15 protein-coding genes are annotated in these 16,228 nt (G+C 71.2%); 12 read left to right on the forward strand and 3 right to left on the reverse strand.

Translation table 11 applies throughout. The features are described from left to right. Positions 1-114 precede the first annotated feature (114 nt). Positions 115-924 (reverse strand): NAD-dependent epimerase/dehydratase family protein, encoded by an 810-nt coding sequence (locus SGFS_RS42875; protein WP_286257780.1) that lies wholly within the window; start codon positions 922-924, stop codon positions 115-117. Between the two features lie 292 nt (positions 925-1,216). On the opposite strand from SGFS_RS42875, the gene SGFS_RS42880 reads away from it, so the two are divergent. Together SGFS_RS42880 and SGFS_RS42885 are read left to right on the forward strand one after the other, a co-directional pair. Continuing rightward, complete coding sequence (locus tag SGFS_RS42880) at positions 1,217-2,230, forward strand: 5-dehydro-4-deoxyglucarate dehydratase (RefSeq protein ID WP_286257781.1); 1,014 nt, start codon at positions 1,217-1,219, stop codon at positions 2,228-2,230. After that, positions 2,227-3,399: a hypothetical protein gene (locus SGFS_RS42885; RefSeq protein ID WP_286257782.1), complete on the forward strand. Its 1,173-nt coding sequence runs from the start codon at positions 2,227-2,229 to the stop codon at positions 3,397-3,399. The genes SGFS_RS42880 and SGFS_RS42885 overlap by 4 nt, the downstream gene beginning before the upstream one ends. 159 nt (positions 3,400-3,558) lie before the next feature. Here SGFS_RS42885 and SGFS_RS42890 read toward each other — a convergent pair whose 3' ends face one another. Next, positions 3,559-4,806, reverse strand: a complete 1,248-nt coding sequence (locus SGFS_RS42890; protein ID WP_286257783.1) for an MFS transporter — start codon at positions 4,804-4,806, stop codon at positions 3,559-3,561. Between the two features lie 50 nt (positions 4,807-4,856). Continuing rightward, positions 4,857-5,489 (reverse strand): TetR/AcrR family transcriptional regulator, encoded by a 633-nt coding sequence (locus SGFS_RS42895; RefSeq protein ID WP_286257784.1) that lies wholly within the window; start codon positions 5,487-5,489, stop codon positions 4,857-4,859. A gap of 121 nt (positions 5,490-5,610) precedes the next feature. On the opposite strand from SGFS_RS42895, the gene SGFS_RS42900 reads away from it, so the two are divergent. The 10 genes from SGFS_RS42900 (at position 5,611) to SGFS_RS42945 (ending at position 16,223) form a co-directional block, all read left to right on the forward strand. Next, positions 5,611-6,579 carry an alpha/beta fold hydrolase gene (locus tag SGFS_RS42900; protein WP_286257785.1) on the forward strand — a complete coding sequence of 323 codons (969 nt, stop codon included), beginning with the start codon at positions 5,611-5,613 and terminating at the stop codon, positions 6,577-6,579. Positions 6,580-6,629: 50 nt separating this feature from the next. Then, positions 6,630-7,379 carry an MBL fold metallo-hydrolase gene (locus tag SGFS_RS42905; protein ID WP_286257786.1) on the forward strand — a complete coding sequence of 250 codons (750 nt, stop codon included), beginning with the start codon at positions 6,630-6,632 and terminating at the stop codon, positions 7,377-7,379. A 148-nt stretch (positions 7,380-7,527) separates the two neighbouring features. Then, positions 7,528-8,175, forward strand: coding sequence for a GntR family transcriptional regulator (locus SGFS_RS42910; protein WP_286257787.1), 648 nt, complete (start codon positions 7,528-7,530; stop codon positions 8,173-8,175). An 87-nt stretch (positions 8,176-8,262) separates the two neighbouring features. Further along, the gene (locus tag SGFS_RS42915; protein ID WP_286257788.1) at positions 8,263-9,174 is read left to right on the forward strand and encodes a dihydrodipicolinate synthase family protein; all 912 of its coding nucleotides are present in this window, start codon (positions 8,263-8,265) and stop codon (positions 9,172-9,174) included. After that, positions 9,171-10,952, forward strand: coding sequence for an L-arabinonate dehydratase (gene araD, locus SGFS_RS42920; protein WP_286257789.1), 1,782 nt, complete (start codon positions 9,171-9,173; stop codon positions 10,950-10,952). Before SGFS_RS42915 ends, araD begins: the two co-directional genes overlap by 4 nt. A gap of 106 nt (positions 10,953-11,058) precedes the next feature. Beyond that, on the forward strand, positions 11,059-11,994 hold the full coding sequence (locus SGFS_RS42925) for a carbohydrate ABC transporter permease (protein ID WP_286257790.1): 936 nt from the start codon (positions 11,059-11,061) through the stop codon (positions 11,992-11,994). Next, entirely contained in the window at positions 11,991-12,899 is a 909-nt protein-coding gene (locus SGFS_RS42930) for a carbohydrate ABC transporter permease (protein WP_434028146.1), read from the forward strand. The genes SGFS_RS42925 and SGFS_RS42930 overlap by 4 nt, the downstream gene beginning before the upstream one ends. Next, a complete protein-coding gene (locus tag SGFS_RS42935; protein ID WP_286257791.1) occupies positions 12,896-14,200 on the forward strand; it encodes a pectate lyase family protein in 1,305 nt (434 codons plus the stop codon). The genes SGFS_RS42930 and SGFS_RS42935 overlap by 4 nt, the downstream gene beginning before the upstream one ends. Beyond that, the gene (locus SGFS_RS42940) at positions 14,197-15,378 is read left to right on the forward strand and encodes a Gfo/Idh/MocA family protein (protein WP_286257792.1); all 1,182 of its coding nucleotides are present in this window, start codon (positions 14,197-14,199) and stop codon (positions 15,376-15,378) included. Before SGFS_RS42935 ends, SGFS_RS42940 begins: the two co-directional genes overlap by 4 nt. A 2-nt stretch (positions 15,379-15,380) precedes the next feature. Next, positions 15,381-16,223, forward strand: a complete 843-nt coding sequence (locus tag SGFS_RS42945) for a DUF6807 domain-containing protein (protein ID WP_286260345.1) — start codon at positions 15,381-15,383, stop codon at positions 16,221-16,223. Positions 16,224-16,228: the final 5 nt, after the last annotated feature.

A 16,228-nucleotide genomic window follows, 5' to 3' on the forward strand; every position in this document is an offset into this window, starting at 1 on the left:
TCCCTTACCCGACGCCGTTCGGGTCAACGGTTGCCGTGGACGTCCAGCACGGGGCCGCGGCGAACACGACGATGGACGGGCCCTTTCGGTACCCGCCCACCTCACACGTGCGTCTCAGTACGGCCAGATCGGGGGATCGCTCACGAAGTGGCCGCCGAGGTTGGCGTGGGCCACGTTCCCGGGGTCCAGCTCGCCCTGCTCGGCGATGAGCTTCTCGGCGTACGGCTCGGAGTCGTCCTGCGGTTCGTAGCCGAGGGCGCGGGCGCTCGACAGGTCCCACCACAGGCGGGTGTTGGCGGAGGAGCCGTAGACGACGGTGTGGCCGACGTGCTCGGCGGTCAGGGCAGCGTGGAGGAGACGGGCGCCGTCGGCCGGGCTCATCCAGAGGGAGAGCATGCGCACGCTCGTGGGCTCGGGGAAGCAGGAGCCGATACGCACGGAGACGGTCTCCAGGCCGTGCTTGTCCCAGTAGAACTGGGCGAGGTCCTCGCCGAAGGACTTGGACAGACCGTAGAAGGTGTCCGGGCGGTGCGGGGTGTCGACGGGGATCAGGGGGTCGTCGCCCTGCGGGCGCGGCGTGAAGCCGACCGCGTGGTTGGAGGAGGCGAAGACGATCCGCCCGACGCCCTCCGCATGGGCCGCCTCGTACAGGTTGTACGTCCCCTCGATGTTGGCCTTGAGGATCTTCTCGAAGGAGGCTTCCAGGGAGATGCCCGCGAGGTGGATGATCGCGTCGACGCCCCGTACGGCCTCGCGCAGGGCCGCCTTGTCGGCGAGGTCGGCGACGATCGCGTCCGGCTCGCCCTCGATCGGGCGCAGATCGAGCAGGCGCAGCTCGTAGCCGTACTCCGGGAGCAGCTCCCGCATCAGCGTGCCGAGGCCGCCGGCGGCGCCGGTGAGCAGAACGGTGCGGGGAGCGGGCATCCTCGGGTCTCCTTGCATCGTCAACCGTGCACATGTACGTCCATGATTCACATTCGTGGACACGCTAGGGAGTGCGGGACTCGTGCGTCAAGTGTGGCGCGGAGGTGAGGGATCCGCTGGCGTGTCGGGGGTCGGTCCGCTTGACCGGCCCCGAGAGGGCGTCTTAGCGTGGTCATGTTCATGAATATGGACGCTGGTCAGGCACATGGACCGCATGGGCCGTATGGGCCGCATGTGTCGTATGGACCGTATGGACCGCATGGACCGCGTGGACTGAACACCTGAACCGCACATGGACTTGGGAGAGCCCGTGACCTCAGCCCCGCTCGCCGCCCGCCTCAGCGTCCCCAGCGGGCCGCTGTTCTTCCCCGTCACGGCGTACGGCCCGGACGGCACGGTCGACCTCGTCGCGTTCCGCGCGCATGTGCGCCAGGGCGTCGAGGCCGGTGCCGCCGCCGTCTTCGCCTGCTGCGGCACCGGGGAGTTCCACGCGCTCACGCCCGAGGAGTTCCAGGAGTGCGTACGGGCGGCGGTGGCGGAGACGGCCGGGCGGGTGCCCGTCGTGGCCGGCGCGGGTTACGGCACCGCGCTCGCCGTGCGCTACGCCCGCCTCGCCGAGGAGGCGGGCGCCGACGGACTGCTCGCCATGCCGCCGTACCTCGTCGTGGCGCCGCAGGAGGGGCTGCTGCGGCACTACCGCGCGCTGGCCGCCGCGACCTCGCTCCCCGTGATCGTCTACCAGCGCGACAACGCCGTGTTCACACCGGAGACGGTGGTCGAGCTGGCCCGCACGGAGGGGATCGTCGGCCTCAAGGACGGCGTCGGCGACCTGGACCTGATGCAGCGGATCGTGAGCGCGGTGCGGAGCGAGGCGCCGGCTGACGGGCCGGGTGAGGGGCTGGACGGGGCGCCGGATGACTTCCTCTACTTCAACGGGCTGCCGACCGCCGAGCTGACCCAGCCCGCGTACCGTGGCCTCGGCGTCACGCTGTACTCGTCGGCCGTGTTCTGCTTCGTGCCGGAGATCGCGCTGGCGTTCCACGAGGCGCTGCGGTCGGGCGACGAGGCGTTGGTGCGGCGGCTCCTCGACGGTTTCTACCGGCCCTTCGTCGAACTCCGCTCCCAGGGGCGCGGCTACGCGGTGTCGCTGGTGAAGGCCGGGGTACGGCTACGGGGGTTGGACGTGGGAGAGGTACGGCCGCCGCTGCACGAGCCGGCCGGGGAACACGTCGAGCGGCTGGGCCGGTTGATCGAGCGCGGGTACGCGCTGCTGGAGGAGCAAGAGAAGGTGCGGGAGGACAAGTGAAGGCGTCGACGTTCGTCTACCCCTGGGACGTGGTCGGGGACCCGGCGGCCGCGGAACTGATCGCCGGGCTGGGCGTACGGCAGGTGACCCTCGCCTCCGCGTACCACTCCACACGCGCGCTCACCCCCCGGCACCCCCGCCACCGCATCGTCACCGCCGAGCACGCGGCCGTGCTGTACCCCGTCGGCGAGCGCTGGGAGGGTCGTACGCTGCGGCCGTACGCGGCGGGGGAGTGGGCGCCCGGCGACGCGTTCGGGGAGGCGGCCGAGGCACTGTCGTCCGTCGGCCTGGAGGTGCACACCTGGGTGGTCCTCGCGCACAACTCCCGGATGGGCGCGGAGCATCCGTCGACGTCGGTGGTCAACGCGTACGGGGACCGGTATCCGTGGGCGCCCTGCATCGCGCAGCCGGCGACGCGGGAGTACCTCGTGGATCTGGCCGTCGAGGCCGCGGTCCGGCCCGGAGCGCTGGGCACCGAGCTGGAGTCCCTGGGCTGGTACGGCATCTCTCATCTGCACGCCCACGACAAGACGGGCGGGGTGGGGCTCGGGGACGCCGGTCAGTACCTGATGTCGCTGTGCTTCTGCGGGACCTGCCGGGACGGGTACGAGGGTGTCGGCCTGTCCGCCGACGCGCTGGCGGCGGCCGTCCGTGACGCCCTGGAGCCGGTGTGGCGGGGCGAGGTGGCCGACGAGGGCTGGGCGTCGGTGGAGAAGCTGCTCGGTGCGGAGCGGGCGGCGGGTACGCGGGTGTGGCGGGACGGGGTCGCGCGTTCCTTGCAGGAGGCGGCGGTGACGGCGGTACGGGCGGCCGCGCCTTCGGGTTTCCAGGTGCTGCTGCACGCCGATCCGTTGACGTATCGCTGTGGGGCGAACCCCGGGGTGGACGCCTCGCACATCCTCGAGGTGGCCGACGGGGTGGTTGTGCCGTGTGCGGGTGGGGTGGGGGCGGTGGCCGCGTTCGCGGAGGCGAGGGCGGCGGCTGCCGGGCCGGTGTTGGCCGCCAACTTCCCTGTCGTGTCGGGGATGGGCGGGAGCCCGGCGACGTTGGCGGAGGACGCGGTGCGGGCGGCATCCGTGGGGGCGACGGAACTGCGGCTCTATCACGTGGGGTTGGCGTCGGACGGGGATCTGGGGGTTGTGCGGGGGGCGTTGGCGGAGGTGGGGTGATCCGAAGGGTTCCGCCTTGCTCGCGCAGTTGCTTTTCAGGGGCGCGGGGAACCGCGCGACAAGCCCCACCGGGCGGCGGCCGACACACCTTCCCCGGGGTCTGGGTGCGTGGCCCCCAGGGACGGGACGGGCAGGGGCGGCGGGGGCGACGAAGCTCTCTCAGGACGATGTCCGTGCGGAGGCATTCGGCCCCCGCCACCACCCCCGTCCCCACACCAGCCCACCCACCGGCACCACACACGCCACCCCCACCCCCACCAACAACCCCCGCACCTCCGCCACTTCGACCAGCGCCGCCCCCACCGCCATCCCCACCGCCGTCGGCGCCAGCAGCACCGTGTTGGCCGTCGCGGCAACCCGCCCCAGCAACTCGGGCGGAGCCTCCCGCTGGACCGCCGTGAACGCGGCGATCAGTACGCACGGCAGCCCGACACCGATCGCCGCGGCGCAGGCGAGGGCCACCACGTCGTGGGGCAGCGCGCGGAGCGCCATGGCGAGGCCCGTCAGGGTGATCCCGTACGCGGCGAAGCGGCGTTCGCCGAGCCGCCGCAGCAGGGGCCCCGCCGCCAGACCGATCGCCACCGAGCCCGCTCCCTGCGCCACATACAGGAGACCCGCGTAGGCGGGGGTGTGGCCCAGGGACTCCACCAGCGCGTACACGGCCGCTCCGTTGACTCCGGAGAGCAGCATCGTCGCGCCACCGGCGAGGACCAGGGGGCGCAGCCGCCCGTGGTGCCACAGAAAGCGGGCGCCCTCCGCCGTGCGGGTGCGCCAGCCCGTCACCGGCGGCGTCGGCTCCGGCTCCCGGACGCGGAGCGAGGCGTACACTCCCGCCGCCGCCACGAACGTGGTCGCGTCCAGCAGTACCACCGTCGCGCCGCCGTACGCCGTGTAGAGGCCCGCGCCCGCCAGGGGCGCCAGCAGCTTCATGCCCTCGTTGGCCGTCATGCGCAGCCCGTTGAAGTCGCCCAGCAACGCCTTGTCCACGGCCGTGGCGACCAGCGCCGACTCGGCCGCGTCCTGGACGACGCCCGCCGCGCCGTACACCAACAGGACCGGGAAGAGGAGCCAGAGAGCGGCCCGCGAGTCCACGGTGACGAGGGGGAGGAGCAGGGCCGCCAGGGCCAGGTTCGTCCAGATGAGCAAGGGGCGGCGGCGCACTCGGTCCGCGAGTGTGCCGAGGAGCGGGCCGGTGAGGGTGGGGGCCCAGAGCGCGAACGCGCACAGTGCCGCCAGGCCGTCCGAGCCCGTGAGGTCCTTGACCCAGACGCCCGCCACCAGCCACATCGCCGACGAACCGAAGCCCGAGACGACCACCGCACCCAGATACGGCCCCGCGTCACGGTCCTTGAGGACGCGCGCCACCGCCCAGGTCCCCCGTGCCCGCCGTGCCTTCGTGTCTGTCATGGCAGGTGATCGTGGCGCTAAGGCGCCGCCGCGCGGATCGGGCAAGTGCCCTAGAACACCGAGTCGTCGCGTTGCCGGAGCCGGGACGCCAACCCCTCGAAATAGCTGCGGTGTACGGCGGTCAGGTCCACCTGTTCGGGGTCCAGGAGCCACAGCAGATGGGCCCCCTCGATGAACGCGGCCGTCTCCGCGGCCAGGGTCGCCGGGTCCAGGTCGGCGCGGGCCGAACCGTCGGCCACCGCGCGCGTGAACAGGGAGACCAGATGGGCCCGCAGCGCCCGGCCGCGGTCCCGGAACCAGGTGTGGAGCCCGGAACCGGGCTCCAGGTTCTCCGCGGTGAGGGTGGTGTGCAGGGCGGCCAGCTCGCGTTCGGTGGCGGCGGTGTGCTCGGCGTCCCTCAGGAACCAGTCGAAGGCCTGCTCAAGGGTGGGTTCGGCGTCCCGCGGGATGTCCAGCCGTGCCAGGGCGCGCCGGTCGGCCTCCTCCAGGACCGCTCGTACGAGTCCGTCCTTGCTGCCGAAGTGGTGGATGAGGGCGGACGGGGTGGCGCCGGCGCGCTCGGCGATCGCGGCCACTCCGGTGCCGCGCACCCCCTGCCGTGCGAACAGCTCGATCGCGGCGTCGACCATGGCGCGGCGACGCTCCACGCCCCGCTTCTGCACCTGCCCCTTGACTCCGGCCATGGGGATCAGGGTGCCCGTATCCGTCGATGGCGTCCAACTCGCCCCCTCGCCCCCTCGCCCCCTCGCGCACATGCGGGAAATCGGGTGCGGTCTCCGCGCCAAGTCATTATCTTGAACGGTCATGCAGGAAAATGAAGAGAAGACACTCAAGAACGGGTACCTGTCGGGGCGCGAGCGGATCGTCCGTGCGGGCGACCTCGAACTGTGGGCCGAGGACTTCGGTGACCCGGGCCGGCCGACGGTGCTGCTGGTCATGGGCGCGCAGGCGCAGGGCGTCCAGTGGAACGACGGCATCGTCCGTCGGCTGGTCGACGGGGGGCGCCGGGTCATCCGCTACGACCACCGCGACGTCGGACGCTCGTCCGTCGTGGACTTCGCGGCCCGGCCGTACACCGTCGCCGACATGGCCTCCGACGCGCTCGCAGTCCTGGACGCGTTCGGAGCCGAACGGGCCCATCTGGTGGGCGCGTCCCTCGGCGGCGTCATCGCCCAGCGACTGGCCCTCACGCACCCGCACCGGGTGCTGACCCTGACGAGCCTGTCGTCCCAGCCCCTCGGCACGGACACGGTGGCGTCCGTTCAGCGCGTCCTGGCGGGGCTGCCTCCGCTCCCCGGTGAACTTCCGCCGCCCAGGCCCGAGTTGCTGGCCGCGCTCGCCTCGGCCTTCCCCGACCCGGAAGCGGGCCTGGAGGGATACGTCACCGCCCGGATGCCGCTGTGGCGGGTGCTGCACGGCCCGGTGCTGCCGTTCCCCGAGGACGAGTACCGCGCGATGGAGCGGCAGGTGTACGAGCGGGCGCGTGATCTGCGGGCCGCGCTCAACCACACGCTCGCCGGGGCCGCCGACACGGGCACCACCGTGGACCTGGCCTCCGTCACCGCGCCGACGCTCGTGCTGCACGGCACCGAGGACCCGATGTTCCGGCCCGCGCACGCCGAAGCCACCGCCTCCGCCATACCCGGCGCCCGCCTGGTCATGATCGAGGGCATGGGCCACACCCTGCCCACGGCACTCGACGACCGCCTGGCCGACGAGATCCTGCACCACACCGGGCGCGCGCAGGAGGCCCCCGGGAGCAGCAAGCCGTAAGAACACCCAAACGGGACGCAAGCCCCGTCCCGTGTCCGTACGCTCCCCCCATGCCCCTCAGTCTCACCGTCCTCGGCACCGCCTCCCCGTACCCGCAGCCCGGCCGCCCGGCCTCCGGCTATCTGGTGCGCGGCGGGGGTGCCGAGGTCTGGGTGGACGCGGGGTTCGGGACCTTCGCCGAGTTGCAGCGGCACACGGATCCCACCCGGCTCACCGCGATCTGGATCTCCCATCTGCACGCGGACCACAGTGCCGATCTGCTCGCCGCCGCCTACGGCTTCGCGTACGGCGGGCTCACCCTGCCCGCGCCGATCCCCGTCTACGCGCCCGCCGACTGCGCCCGACGGATCGCCGGATACTTCGGTCGGCCGGACACCGCTTTCCTGAACAGTGTCTTCGACTTCCGTTCGCTGTACGACGGGCACACCGTCCAGCACTGGAACCTCACCCTCACCTCCCGCGCCGTCGCCCACGACACCGAGGCGTACGGGCTGCGCGCCGAATGCCAGGGGCGCGTGCTCGCGTACTCCGGGGACAGCGGGCCCTGCGACGCGCTGCCCGCCCTCGCCGCGAGCGCCGACCTGTTCCTGTGCGAGGCGGACATCGACGCGCATCGCGATGGCGAACCCCGCGTGCATCTCACCCCCGAGGACGCCGGCGCCTGTGCGAAGGGTGCGAGCCGACTGCTCGTCACGCACGTGGGGCCGACGCTCACCCCGGAGCGGGCGACGGTGCGAGCCGCCATGGCCTTCGGGGGACCGACCGACACCGCGCGTGAGGGCGACACCAAGATCGTGTGACGGCAACCGCACCTTCTTTTGTCAGAAGCATTGACGAAACACAGGGCCCCTCCTACCTTCAACGCGTCGTACTTCGTACGTCATATATGAGACGCGATATGGGAGATCCCATACGTGAGATCCCATACGTGAGATTCGAGAGGCGCGCATGACCTCTGTGCCCACGCCGATCCCGTCCCGCACGCAGTTCGTGCTGGACGCGATCAAGCACCGCATCCTCACCGGGCAGTTGACGCCCGGTCAGGCCCTGGTCGAGACCGAGCTGGCCGCGCAGTTCGGCGTGTCCAAGACGCCCGTGCGCGAGGCGCTGAAGACACTGGCCGGGACCGGACTCGTCGTGATGAGCCAGTACAAGGGCGTCACGGTGCGCATGGTGGACGCGGACATGGCGCGCGAGGTCTACGACGTACGGCTGCTGCTCGAACCGGAGGCCCTGCGGCGGGCCGTGCGACGCGGGTCATCCCTGGAGGCGGCGCGGGACGCGCTCGCCCGCTCCGACCGGGCCACGGACACCGCCGAACGCTCGCTCGCCAACCGGGAGTTCCACCGCTCGCTGTACATGCCGTGCGGCAACCCGCTGCTCGGCCGGATGCTCGACGAGGTGCGCGACCAGGCGGCCCTCGTCTCGGCCGTCGCCTGGGCCGCCGACCCCTCCTGGGAGCGGGAGGCGAGCGAGCACCGCGAGATCCTGCGGCTCGCCCTCGACGGCGACGCCGACGGCGCGGCCGCCGCCCTCCACGCCCACATCGCGTCGTTCGTCGAACGGGCCTTCCCCGAGGCCGACGAGGAGCGGTGATCCTCCGAGTCCATGAGTCCATGAGTCCTTGAGTCCACGAGTCCGCGAGTCCACGAGTTTCCGAGTCCTCGAAGAGGAAGGGCATCAATGAGCAGCGTGACGTTCGAGACCCAACGGGCGGCCCTGGCCGACGTGGTGGCGATCCCGGTGACTCCGTTCGCCGAGGACGGCACCGTCGACCAGGGCGCCCACCGGGCCCTGCTGCGTCGGCTGCTCGACGGAGGCGTCACCACCCTCACGCCGAACGGCAACACCGGCGAGTTCTACGCGCTGACGCCCGAGGAGCGGCGGCTGGTCACCGAGCTGACCATGGACGAGGTCGGCGACCGGGCCGTGATCCTGGTCGGTGTCGGGCACGACGTGCCGACCGCGATCGCCTCCGCCGAACACGCCCGCGCGGTCGGCGCGCAGATGGTGATGGTCCATCAGCCCGTCCACCCGTACGTCTCGCAGGGCGGCTGGGTCGACTACCACCGGGCCATCGCCGAGGCCGTGCCCGAGCTGGGCGTCGTCCCGTACATCCGCAACTCCCAGCTCACCGGCGCCCGCCTCGCCGAACTCGCCGACGCCTGCCCGAACGTGATCGGCGTCAAGTACGCCGTCCCGGACGCGGCCCGCTTCGCCGCCTTCGCCCGCGACGCCGGGCTGGAGCGCTTCGTATGGGTGGCCGGGCTCGCGGAACCGTACGCGCCCTCGTACTTCTCGGCCGGCGCCACCGGCTTCACCTCGGGGCTCGTGAACGTCGCCCCGGCCGTTTCGCTGAACATGATCGAAGCGCTTCGATCGGGCGACTTCCCGGGCGCCATGAAGGTCTGGGAGCAGATCCGCCGCTTCGAGGAGCTGCGCGCGGCGAACGGCTCCGCCAACAACGTCACCGTCGTCAAGGAGGCCCTCGCCTCGCTCGGCCTGTGCCGCCGGGAGGTCCGCCCGCCCAGCAGGGAACTGCCCGAGGACGAGCGGGCCGAGGTCGCCGGGATAGCCGCCGGGTGGTCCCTGTGACGAACACCGAGAGCACGAGGAACGGCGCGACGGACGAGCCCCTCGGCGGAAAACGCCCCGAGGAACTCCGTAGCCACCAGTGGTACGGCAGCGGTGTCTCGTCGGGGCTGCGCTCCTTCTCCCACCGCGCCCGCACCCGCCAGCTCGGCTACCTCCCCGAGGAGCACCTGGGCAAGCCGGTCATCGCGATCCTCAACACCTGGTCGGACATCAACCCCTGTCATGTGCACCTCCGTGATCGCGCGCAGGCGGTCAAGCGGGGTGTGTGGCAGGCGGGCGGTTTCCCGCTGGAGTTCCCGGTCTCGACCCTCTCCGAGACCTTCCAGAAGCCGACCCCGATGCTCTACCGCAACATGCTCGCGATGGAGACCGAGGAACTGCTCCGCTCGTACCCGGTCGACGGGGCCGTGCTGATGGGCGGCTGCGACAAGTCGACCCCCGCCCTGCTCATGGGAGCCGCCTCCGTCGACCTGCCGACCGTGTTCGTGCCCGCCGGGCCCATGCTGCCGGGTCACTGGCGCAACGAGGTCCTCGGCTCCGGCACCGACATGTGGAAGTACTGGGACGACAAGCGCGCGGGCCTGATCGGTGACTGCGAGATGACCGAGCTGGAGAGCGGTCTCGCCCGCTCGCCGGGCCACTGCATGACGATGGGTACGGCCTCCACGCTCACCGCCGCCGCAGAGGCGCTGGGTGTCACCGTCCCGGGCGCCTCCAGCATCCCGGCCGTCGACTCGGGGCACGACCGCATGGCGGCCGCCGCCGGGCTCCGGATCGTCGAACTGGTCCACAAGGACCGGAAGCTCCTGAGCATCCTCACCCCGGAGGCCTTCGAGGACGCCGTCACCACCGTCCTCGGCCTCGGCGGCTCCACCAACGCCGTCATCCATCTCATCGCCATGGCCGGCCGCGCGGGCGTCAAGCTCACCCTCGACGACTTCGACCGCATCGCCCGTACCGTCCCGGTGCTGGCCAACGTCCGGCCCGGCGGCCAGAAGTACCTGATGGAGGACTTCCACTTCGCCGGCGGCCTGCCCGGGTTCCTGTCCCGGATCACCGACCTGCTGCATCTGGACCGCCCGACCGTCTCGTACGACACGATGGGTGAGCAGCTCGACGGGGCGCTCGTCCACAACGACGACGTCATCCGCACCCGGGAGAACCCGGTGGCGGCCGAGGGCGGAGTCGCCGTGCTGCGCGGCAACCTCTGCCCGGACGGCGCGGTCATCAAGCACATCTCCGCCGAGCCGCACCTGCTCAGCCACACCGGCAGCGCGGTCGTCTTCGACGACTACAGGACCATGCAGCGGACCATCAACGACCCGGACCTCGGCATCACCGCCGACAGCGTCCTCGTGCTACGGGGCTCCGGACCCAAGGGCGGCCCGGGCATGCCCGAGTACGGCATGCTGCCCATCCCCGACCACCTGCTGAAGCAGGGCGTACGGGACATGGTGCGGATCTCCGACGCCCGGATGAGCGGCACGAGTTACGGCGCCTGCGTCCTGCACGTGGCGCCCGAGTCGCACGTCGGCGGGCCCCTCGCCCTGGTCCGCACGGGCGACTCGATCACCCTCGACGTAGCGGCACGCACCCTGCAACTCAACGTGGACGACGAGGAGTTGGAGCGCCGCCGTGCGCAGTGGACCCCGCCGCCCACCCGGTACGAGCGCGGCTACGGCGCGCTCTACAACGAACAGATCACCCAGGCGGACACCGGCTGCGACTTCGAGTTTCTGGCCCGGCCGGGCAAGGTGCAGGACCCGTACGCGGGCTGAACGGTGCGAAGTACGACTTCGCGCACACCCATGCACAGCGAGAAAGCGCTTCCTGCACGCCGGGAGCACCACGCACGCACGACGTACCGAGAAACGGAGAACAGTCATGGCCCAAGCCGCAGCCGTGGCGAAACCGCCCGCGCCACCCCGGCGGCGCCGTGCCTCCGCGACCCCGCGCAGGCTCCCGTACCTGCTGATCGCCCCGGCCGCCCTGCTCATGCTGGGCTTCATCGCCTACCCGGTCATCAGCGTCTTCTACTACAGCCTGCAGCACTACAACCCCACCAAGCCCTGGCGGAACGGCTTCGCCGGCTTCGACAACTTCGTCCACGCCTTCACCGAGGACCCGCTGTTCTGGGACACCCTGGTCTTCAGCGCCAAGTGGGTCGTCGTCGAGGTCTCCCTCCAGCTCCTGTTCGGTCTCGCCCTCGCGCTGATCGTCAACCAGACCTTCGCGGGGCGGGCGCTCGGCCGTGCGCTGGTCTTCTCACCGTGGGCCGTCTCCGGCGTCCTGACCTCCGCGATCTGGGTGCTGCTCTACAACTCCCAGACGGGCATCACCCGTTACCTCGCGGACATGGGCGTCGGCGAGTACGGCACCAGTTGGCTCTCCGACACCTCCACCGTCTTCTCGGCGGCGATCGTCGCCGACCTGTGGCGCGGTGTCCCCTTCTTCGCGATCCTCATCCTCGCCGACCTCCAGTCCGTCTCGAAGGACCTGTACGAGGCCGCCGAGGTCGACGGCGCCAGCCGCGTCCGGCAGTTCCTGCACATCACGCTGCCGCACCTCAAGGACGCGATCATCCTCTCCACGCTGCTGCGCGCGGTGTGGGAGTTCAACAACGTCGACCTCCTCTACACCCTGACCGGCGGCGGACCGGCGGGGGAGACCACGACCCTCCCGCTGTACATCGCCAACACCTCCGTCGACGCCCACAACTTCGGCTACGCGTCCGCCCTGACCACGGTCGCGTTCGTGATCCTGCTCTTCTGCTCGATCGTCTATCTGCGGCTGAGCAAGTTCGGAGGCGAGTCCAAGTGATCACCAAGGACGCCGAGAGGACCGCTCCGGTGACACCCGCGCCGTCGTCCTCGGCCACGGAGCCCCCGCAGCGGCCCCGCAAGCACCGCCGCGCCTGGGACGAGGTGCCGCGCTGGCAGATCTACACGCCCCTGGGCATCTATCTCGTCTTCACCCTCGTCCCCTTCTACTGGATCCTCCTCTTCGCGCTCCGCAAGCCCGGCTCGACCTCGCTCGTGCCCTGGCCCATCACCTTCGAGCACTTCGAGAAGGTGTGGAACGAGCGCAGCTTCGGCACCTACTTCCAGAACAGCGTGCTCGTCGGTGTCGCCACCCTGGTGATGACCACGGTCGTCGCCCTGGCCGGCGGCTACGCCCTCGCCCGCTTCGACTTCAAGATCAAGCGCGGGTTCATGCTGGCGCTGCTGTGCTCCCAGTTCGTGCCGGGCGCGCTGCTCCTCGTCCCGCTCTTCCAGATCTTCGCCGAGCTGCAGATGATCAATTCGCTGGGCAGTGTCATCCTCGCCGAGACGGTCTTCCAGCTGCCGCTGTCGATGATCCTGATCAGCAACTTCATCAAGAACGTGCCGTACTCCCTGGAAGAGGCGGCCTGGGTCGACGGCTGCAACCGGTTCACCGCCTTCCGGGTGGTCGTACTGCCGCTGCTGCGCCCCGGGCTGATCGCGGTCGGTTCCTTCGCCTTCGTGCACTCCTGGAACCACTTCCTGTTCGCCCTGATGTTCCTCAGCAACCAGGAGAAGCAGACCATCCCGGTGGGCCTGAACACCCTGCTCAGCGCCGACAGCGTCGACCTGGGCGCACTGGCGGCGGGCGGCATCATCGCCGCCGTACCGGTCGTCATCGTCTTCGCCTTCATCCAGAAGTGGCTGATCACGGGCTTCAGCGCCGGGGCGGTGAAGGGATGAGAACCCACCGCAGAGCACTACAACTCACTGCCCTCGCAGGGATGTTGGGCCTCGCGCTCACCACCCCGGCCGGGGCCGGCACCCGGGACATCAGCCGGGACACGCTCGCGACGGACGACGGCTGGGCGGCCGCCGACGGTGGTACCACGGGGGGTTCCACCGCAGACGACGCCCATGTCTTCACCGTACGCACCCGGAGCGAGCTGGTCCGCGCGCTCGACGGCGGCAGCGCCACCCCGAAGATCATCCGGATCGCGGGGACCGTCGACGCCAACACCACCGACGACGGCGACCGGCTCGACTGCGACGACTACGCCACCGGCGGCTACGACCTGGACGCCTACCTCGCCGCGTACGACCCGCGCACCTGGGGCTCCGCCAAGCCCAGCGGCCCGCAGGAGCAGGCCCGCCAGGCCTCGGCGGCCAAGCAGGCCGAACGGGTCGAGCTGGCCGTGGGCTCCAACACCACGATCGTCGGCCTCAAGGGCGCGGTCCTGAAGGGCGCCAGCCTCCAGCTCAGGGGCGCGGACAACGTCATCGTCCGCAACCTCGAACTCCGCGACGCCTACGACTGCTTCCCCGTCTGGCAGCCCAACACCGGCGGCCTGGGCGACTGGAAGACGGCGTACGACAACATCTGGGTGCGCGGCGCCGGCCATGTCTGGATCGACCACGTCACGCTCTCCGACAAGGGCCATCTCGACGAGGACGAGCCGACCTACTTCGGCCGCAACTTCCTCCGTCACGACGGCCTGCTCGACATCACCAACGCCTCCGACCTGGTCACCGTGTCATGGAGCCGCTTCGCCGACCACGACAAGGCGATCCTCATCGGCAACGGCGACACGGCCACCGGGGACCGGGGCAAGCTGCGGGTGACCCTGCACCACAACCAGTTCGAGAACGTCGTCCAGCGCGCGCCCCGCGTCCGCTTCGGACAGGTGCACCTCTACAACAACCGGTACGTCGTCCCGGCCGACGCCCATGACTACCGCTACTCCGTCGGGGTCTCCACCGAGTCCGCCGTGTACGCCGAGAACAACGCGTTCACCACGCCCGGTCATGTCGAGGCCGCCGACCTGGTGAAGAGCTGGAACGGCACCGCCCTGCACCAGACCGGCACCCTCTTCAACGGCTATCCGGTGGACCTGCTGGCCATCTACAACGCCTACAACTCCGCCAGCGAGCGTGATCTCACGGCCGACGTCGGCTGGACGCCTACCCTGCACCAAAAGATCGACAGCGCCGAGAGGGCCGACCGAGAGGTGGCACGCGGCGCGGGCGCAGGGAGGATCCGATGAACCCGAACACGACCTCGTACGACACTCCGCTTCCGCTCGTCCTCGCGGGCGCCCGGGGCCACGGCCGCTGGCACCTGGAGAACATCCGGCGGCTGGCGGACAAGGGGATCGTCCGGCTCGCCGGGATCTGCGAGCTGACCCCGCTGGGCGCGGACGAGATCCCGGACGGCCTCGGCACACCCGAGCAGTCCGCCGACTTCGGCGCGCTCCTCGACTCGACCGGCGCGGCGATCGCGGTCATCTGCACCCCGATCCCCACCCACACCGACCTGGCGCTGATCGCGGCCGAGCGGGGCGTGCACATCCTGCTGGAGAAGCCCCCGGCCCCGTCGTACGCCGAGTTCCGCCGGATGGCGGACGGGGTGGCGGCCGCCGGTGTAACCGGTCAGATCGGTTTCCAGTCGCTGGGCTCCCACGCCGTGCCCGCGATCCGCGAGCTGGTCGCCGAGGGCGCGATCGGCGAGGTCGTCGGCATCGGCGGCGCCGGGGCCTGGGCGCGGCCCGAGGACTACTACAAGCGGGCGCCCTGGGCGGGCAAGCGGCGCATGAACGGCGTCGACGTGATCGACGGGGCGCTGACCAACCCCCTCGCGCACGCCGTCGCCACCGGGCTCGCACTCGGCGGCGCCACCCGCGCCGAGGACGTCACCGGCATCGAGACCGAGCTGCTGCGCGCCAACGACATCGAGTCCGACGACACGTCCTGCGTGCGCGTCACCACGGCCGACGGCGGCCGGATCACCGTCGCCGCCACGCTGTGCGCCGAGAACCCCGACGACCCGTACGTCGTCGTGCACGGCACCAGCGGCCGGATCACCTTCTGGTACAAGCAGGACCGCGTACTGCTCCAGCGTGCCGGACACGGCCCGGAGGAGATCGACTACGGCCGCACGGACCTGCTGGAGAACCTGGTCGACCACCTCGTCGACGGCGTCGACCTGCTGGTCCCGCCGGACGCGACCGGCGCGTTCATGAAGGTCGTCGAGGCGATCCGCGTCGCCCCGGACCCGATCGCGCTCCCGGCCACGGCCTGGCACCTGCTCCCCGAGGAGAACCGCCGGGTCGTCGACGGCATCGACTCCCTGGTGACATCCGCCGCCGAGACCCTCGCCCTCTACTCCGAGCTGGGCGCCCCCTGGGCGCTCCCCGACGCTCCAGCGAACGAGGTGAGCACGTGACGATGACGAACGACTCCCTGGTGCTGCGCGTGGCGGGCCGCCCGGTCGGCCGTTACCTCACCCGGTCCGAACTGCCGGCCCGCCTCTCCCCACGCCCCTACCTCCACCCGGTCACCACCCTCTCCGGTACGGCGGTCACCGAGCTGAGCCCCGCCGACCACCTCCACCACCTCGGCGTCGGTGTCGCCGTTCCCGACGTCGAGGGGTACAACTTCTGGGGCGGCCGGACCTACGTCCAGGGCCAGGGCCCGACCGAGCTCGACAACCACGGCTCCCAGCGCCACACCGCCTTCCAGCTCCGCGACCCCGACGGCTTCGTCGAGGAACTGCGCTGGGTGGCGTCCGGCATCGAGCTGCTGCGCGAACGCCGCACGGTCGCCGCCACCGAACTGACCGATACCGCCTGGGCGTTGGACTTCACCTTCTCGCTCACCAACATCACCGGTGAGCCGGTCTCCATCGGCAGCCCCGCCACCAACGGGCGCCCCGGAGCCGCGTACGGCGGCTTCTTCTGGCGGGCCAGGAAGGAGGCCGAGCCCCCGCGTGTGTTCACCGCCGAGAGCGAGGGCGAGCCGGAGGTCCACGGCACCCGCGCCGACTGGCTCGCCCTCGCCGGCGGGGACTGGACGCTCGTCTTCGCCGGAGCCACCGACACCACCCGCCGCGACCCGTGGTTCGTCCGGGCCGACGAGTACCCCGGCGTCGGCTCGTCCCTCGCGCACGACGAACGCGTGCCCATCGAGCCCGGGGAGACCCTGGTACGCCGGGTCGTCACCGTCGTCGCCGACGGCCGTCTCGACCGGGGCGAGGCCGCGGCCCTCATACGCAAGGCGGTGAGCCGGTGACCGGC

Origin of the sequence: Streptomyces graminofaciens (assembly GCF_030294945.1) — a bacterium.
In the GTDB taxonomy this organism is placed as follows: domain Bacteria; phylum Actinomycetota; class Actinomycetes; order Streptomycetales; family Streptomycetaceae; genus Streptomyces; species Streptomyces graminofaciens.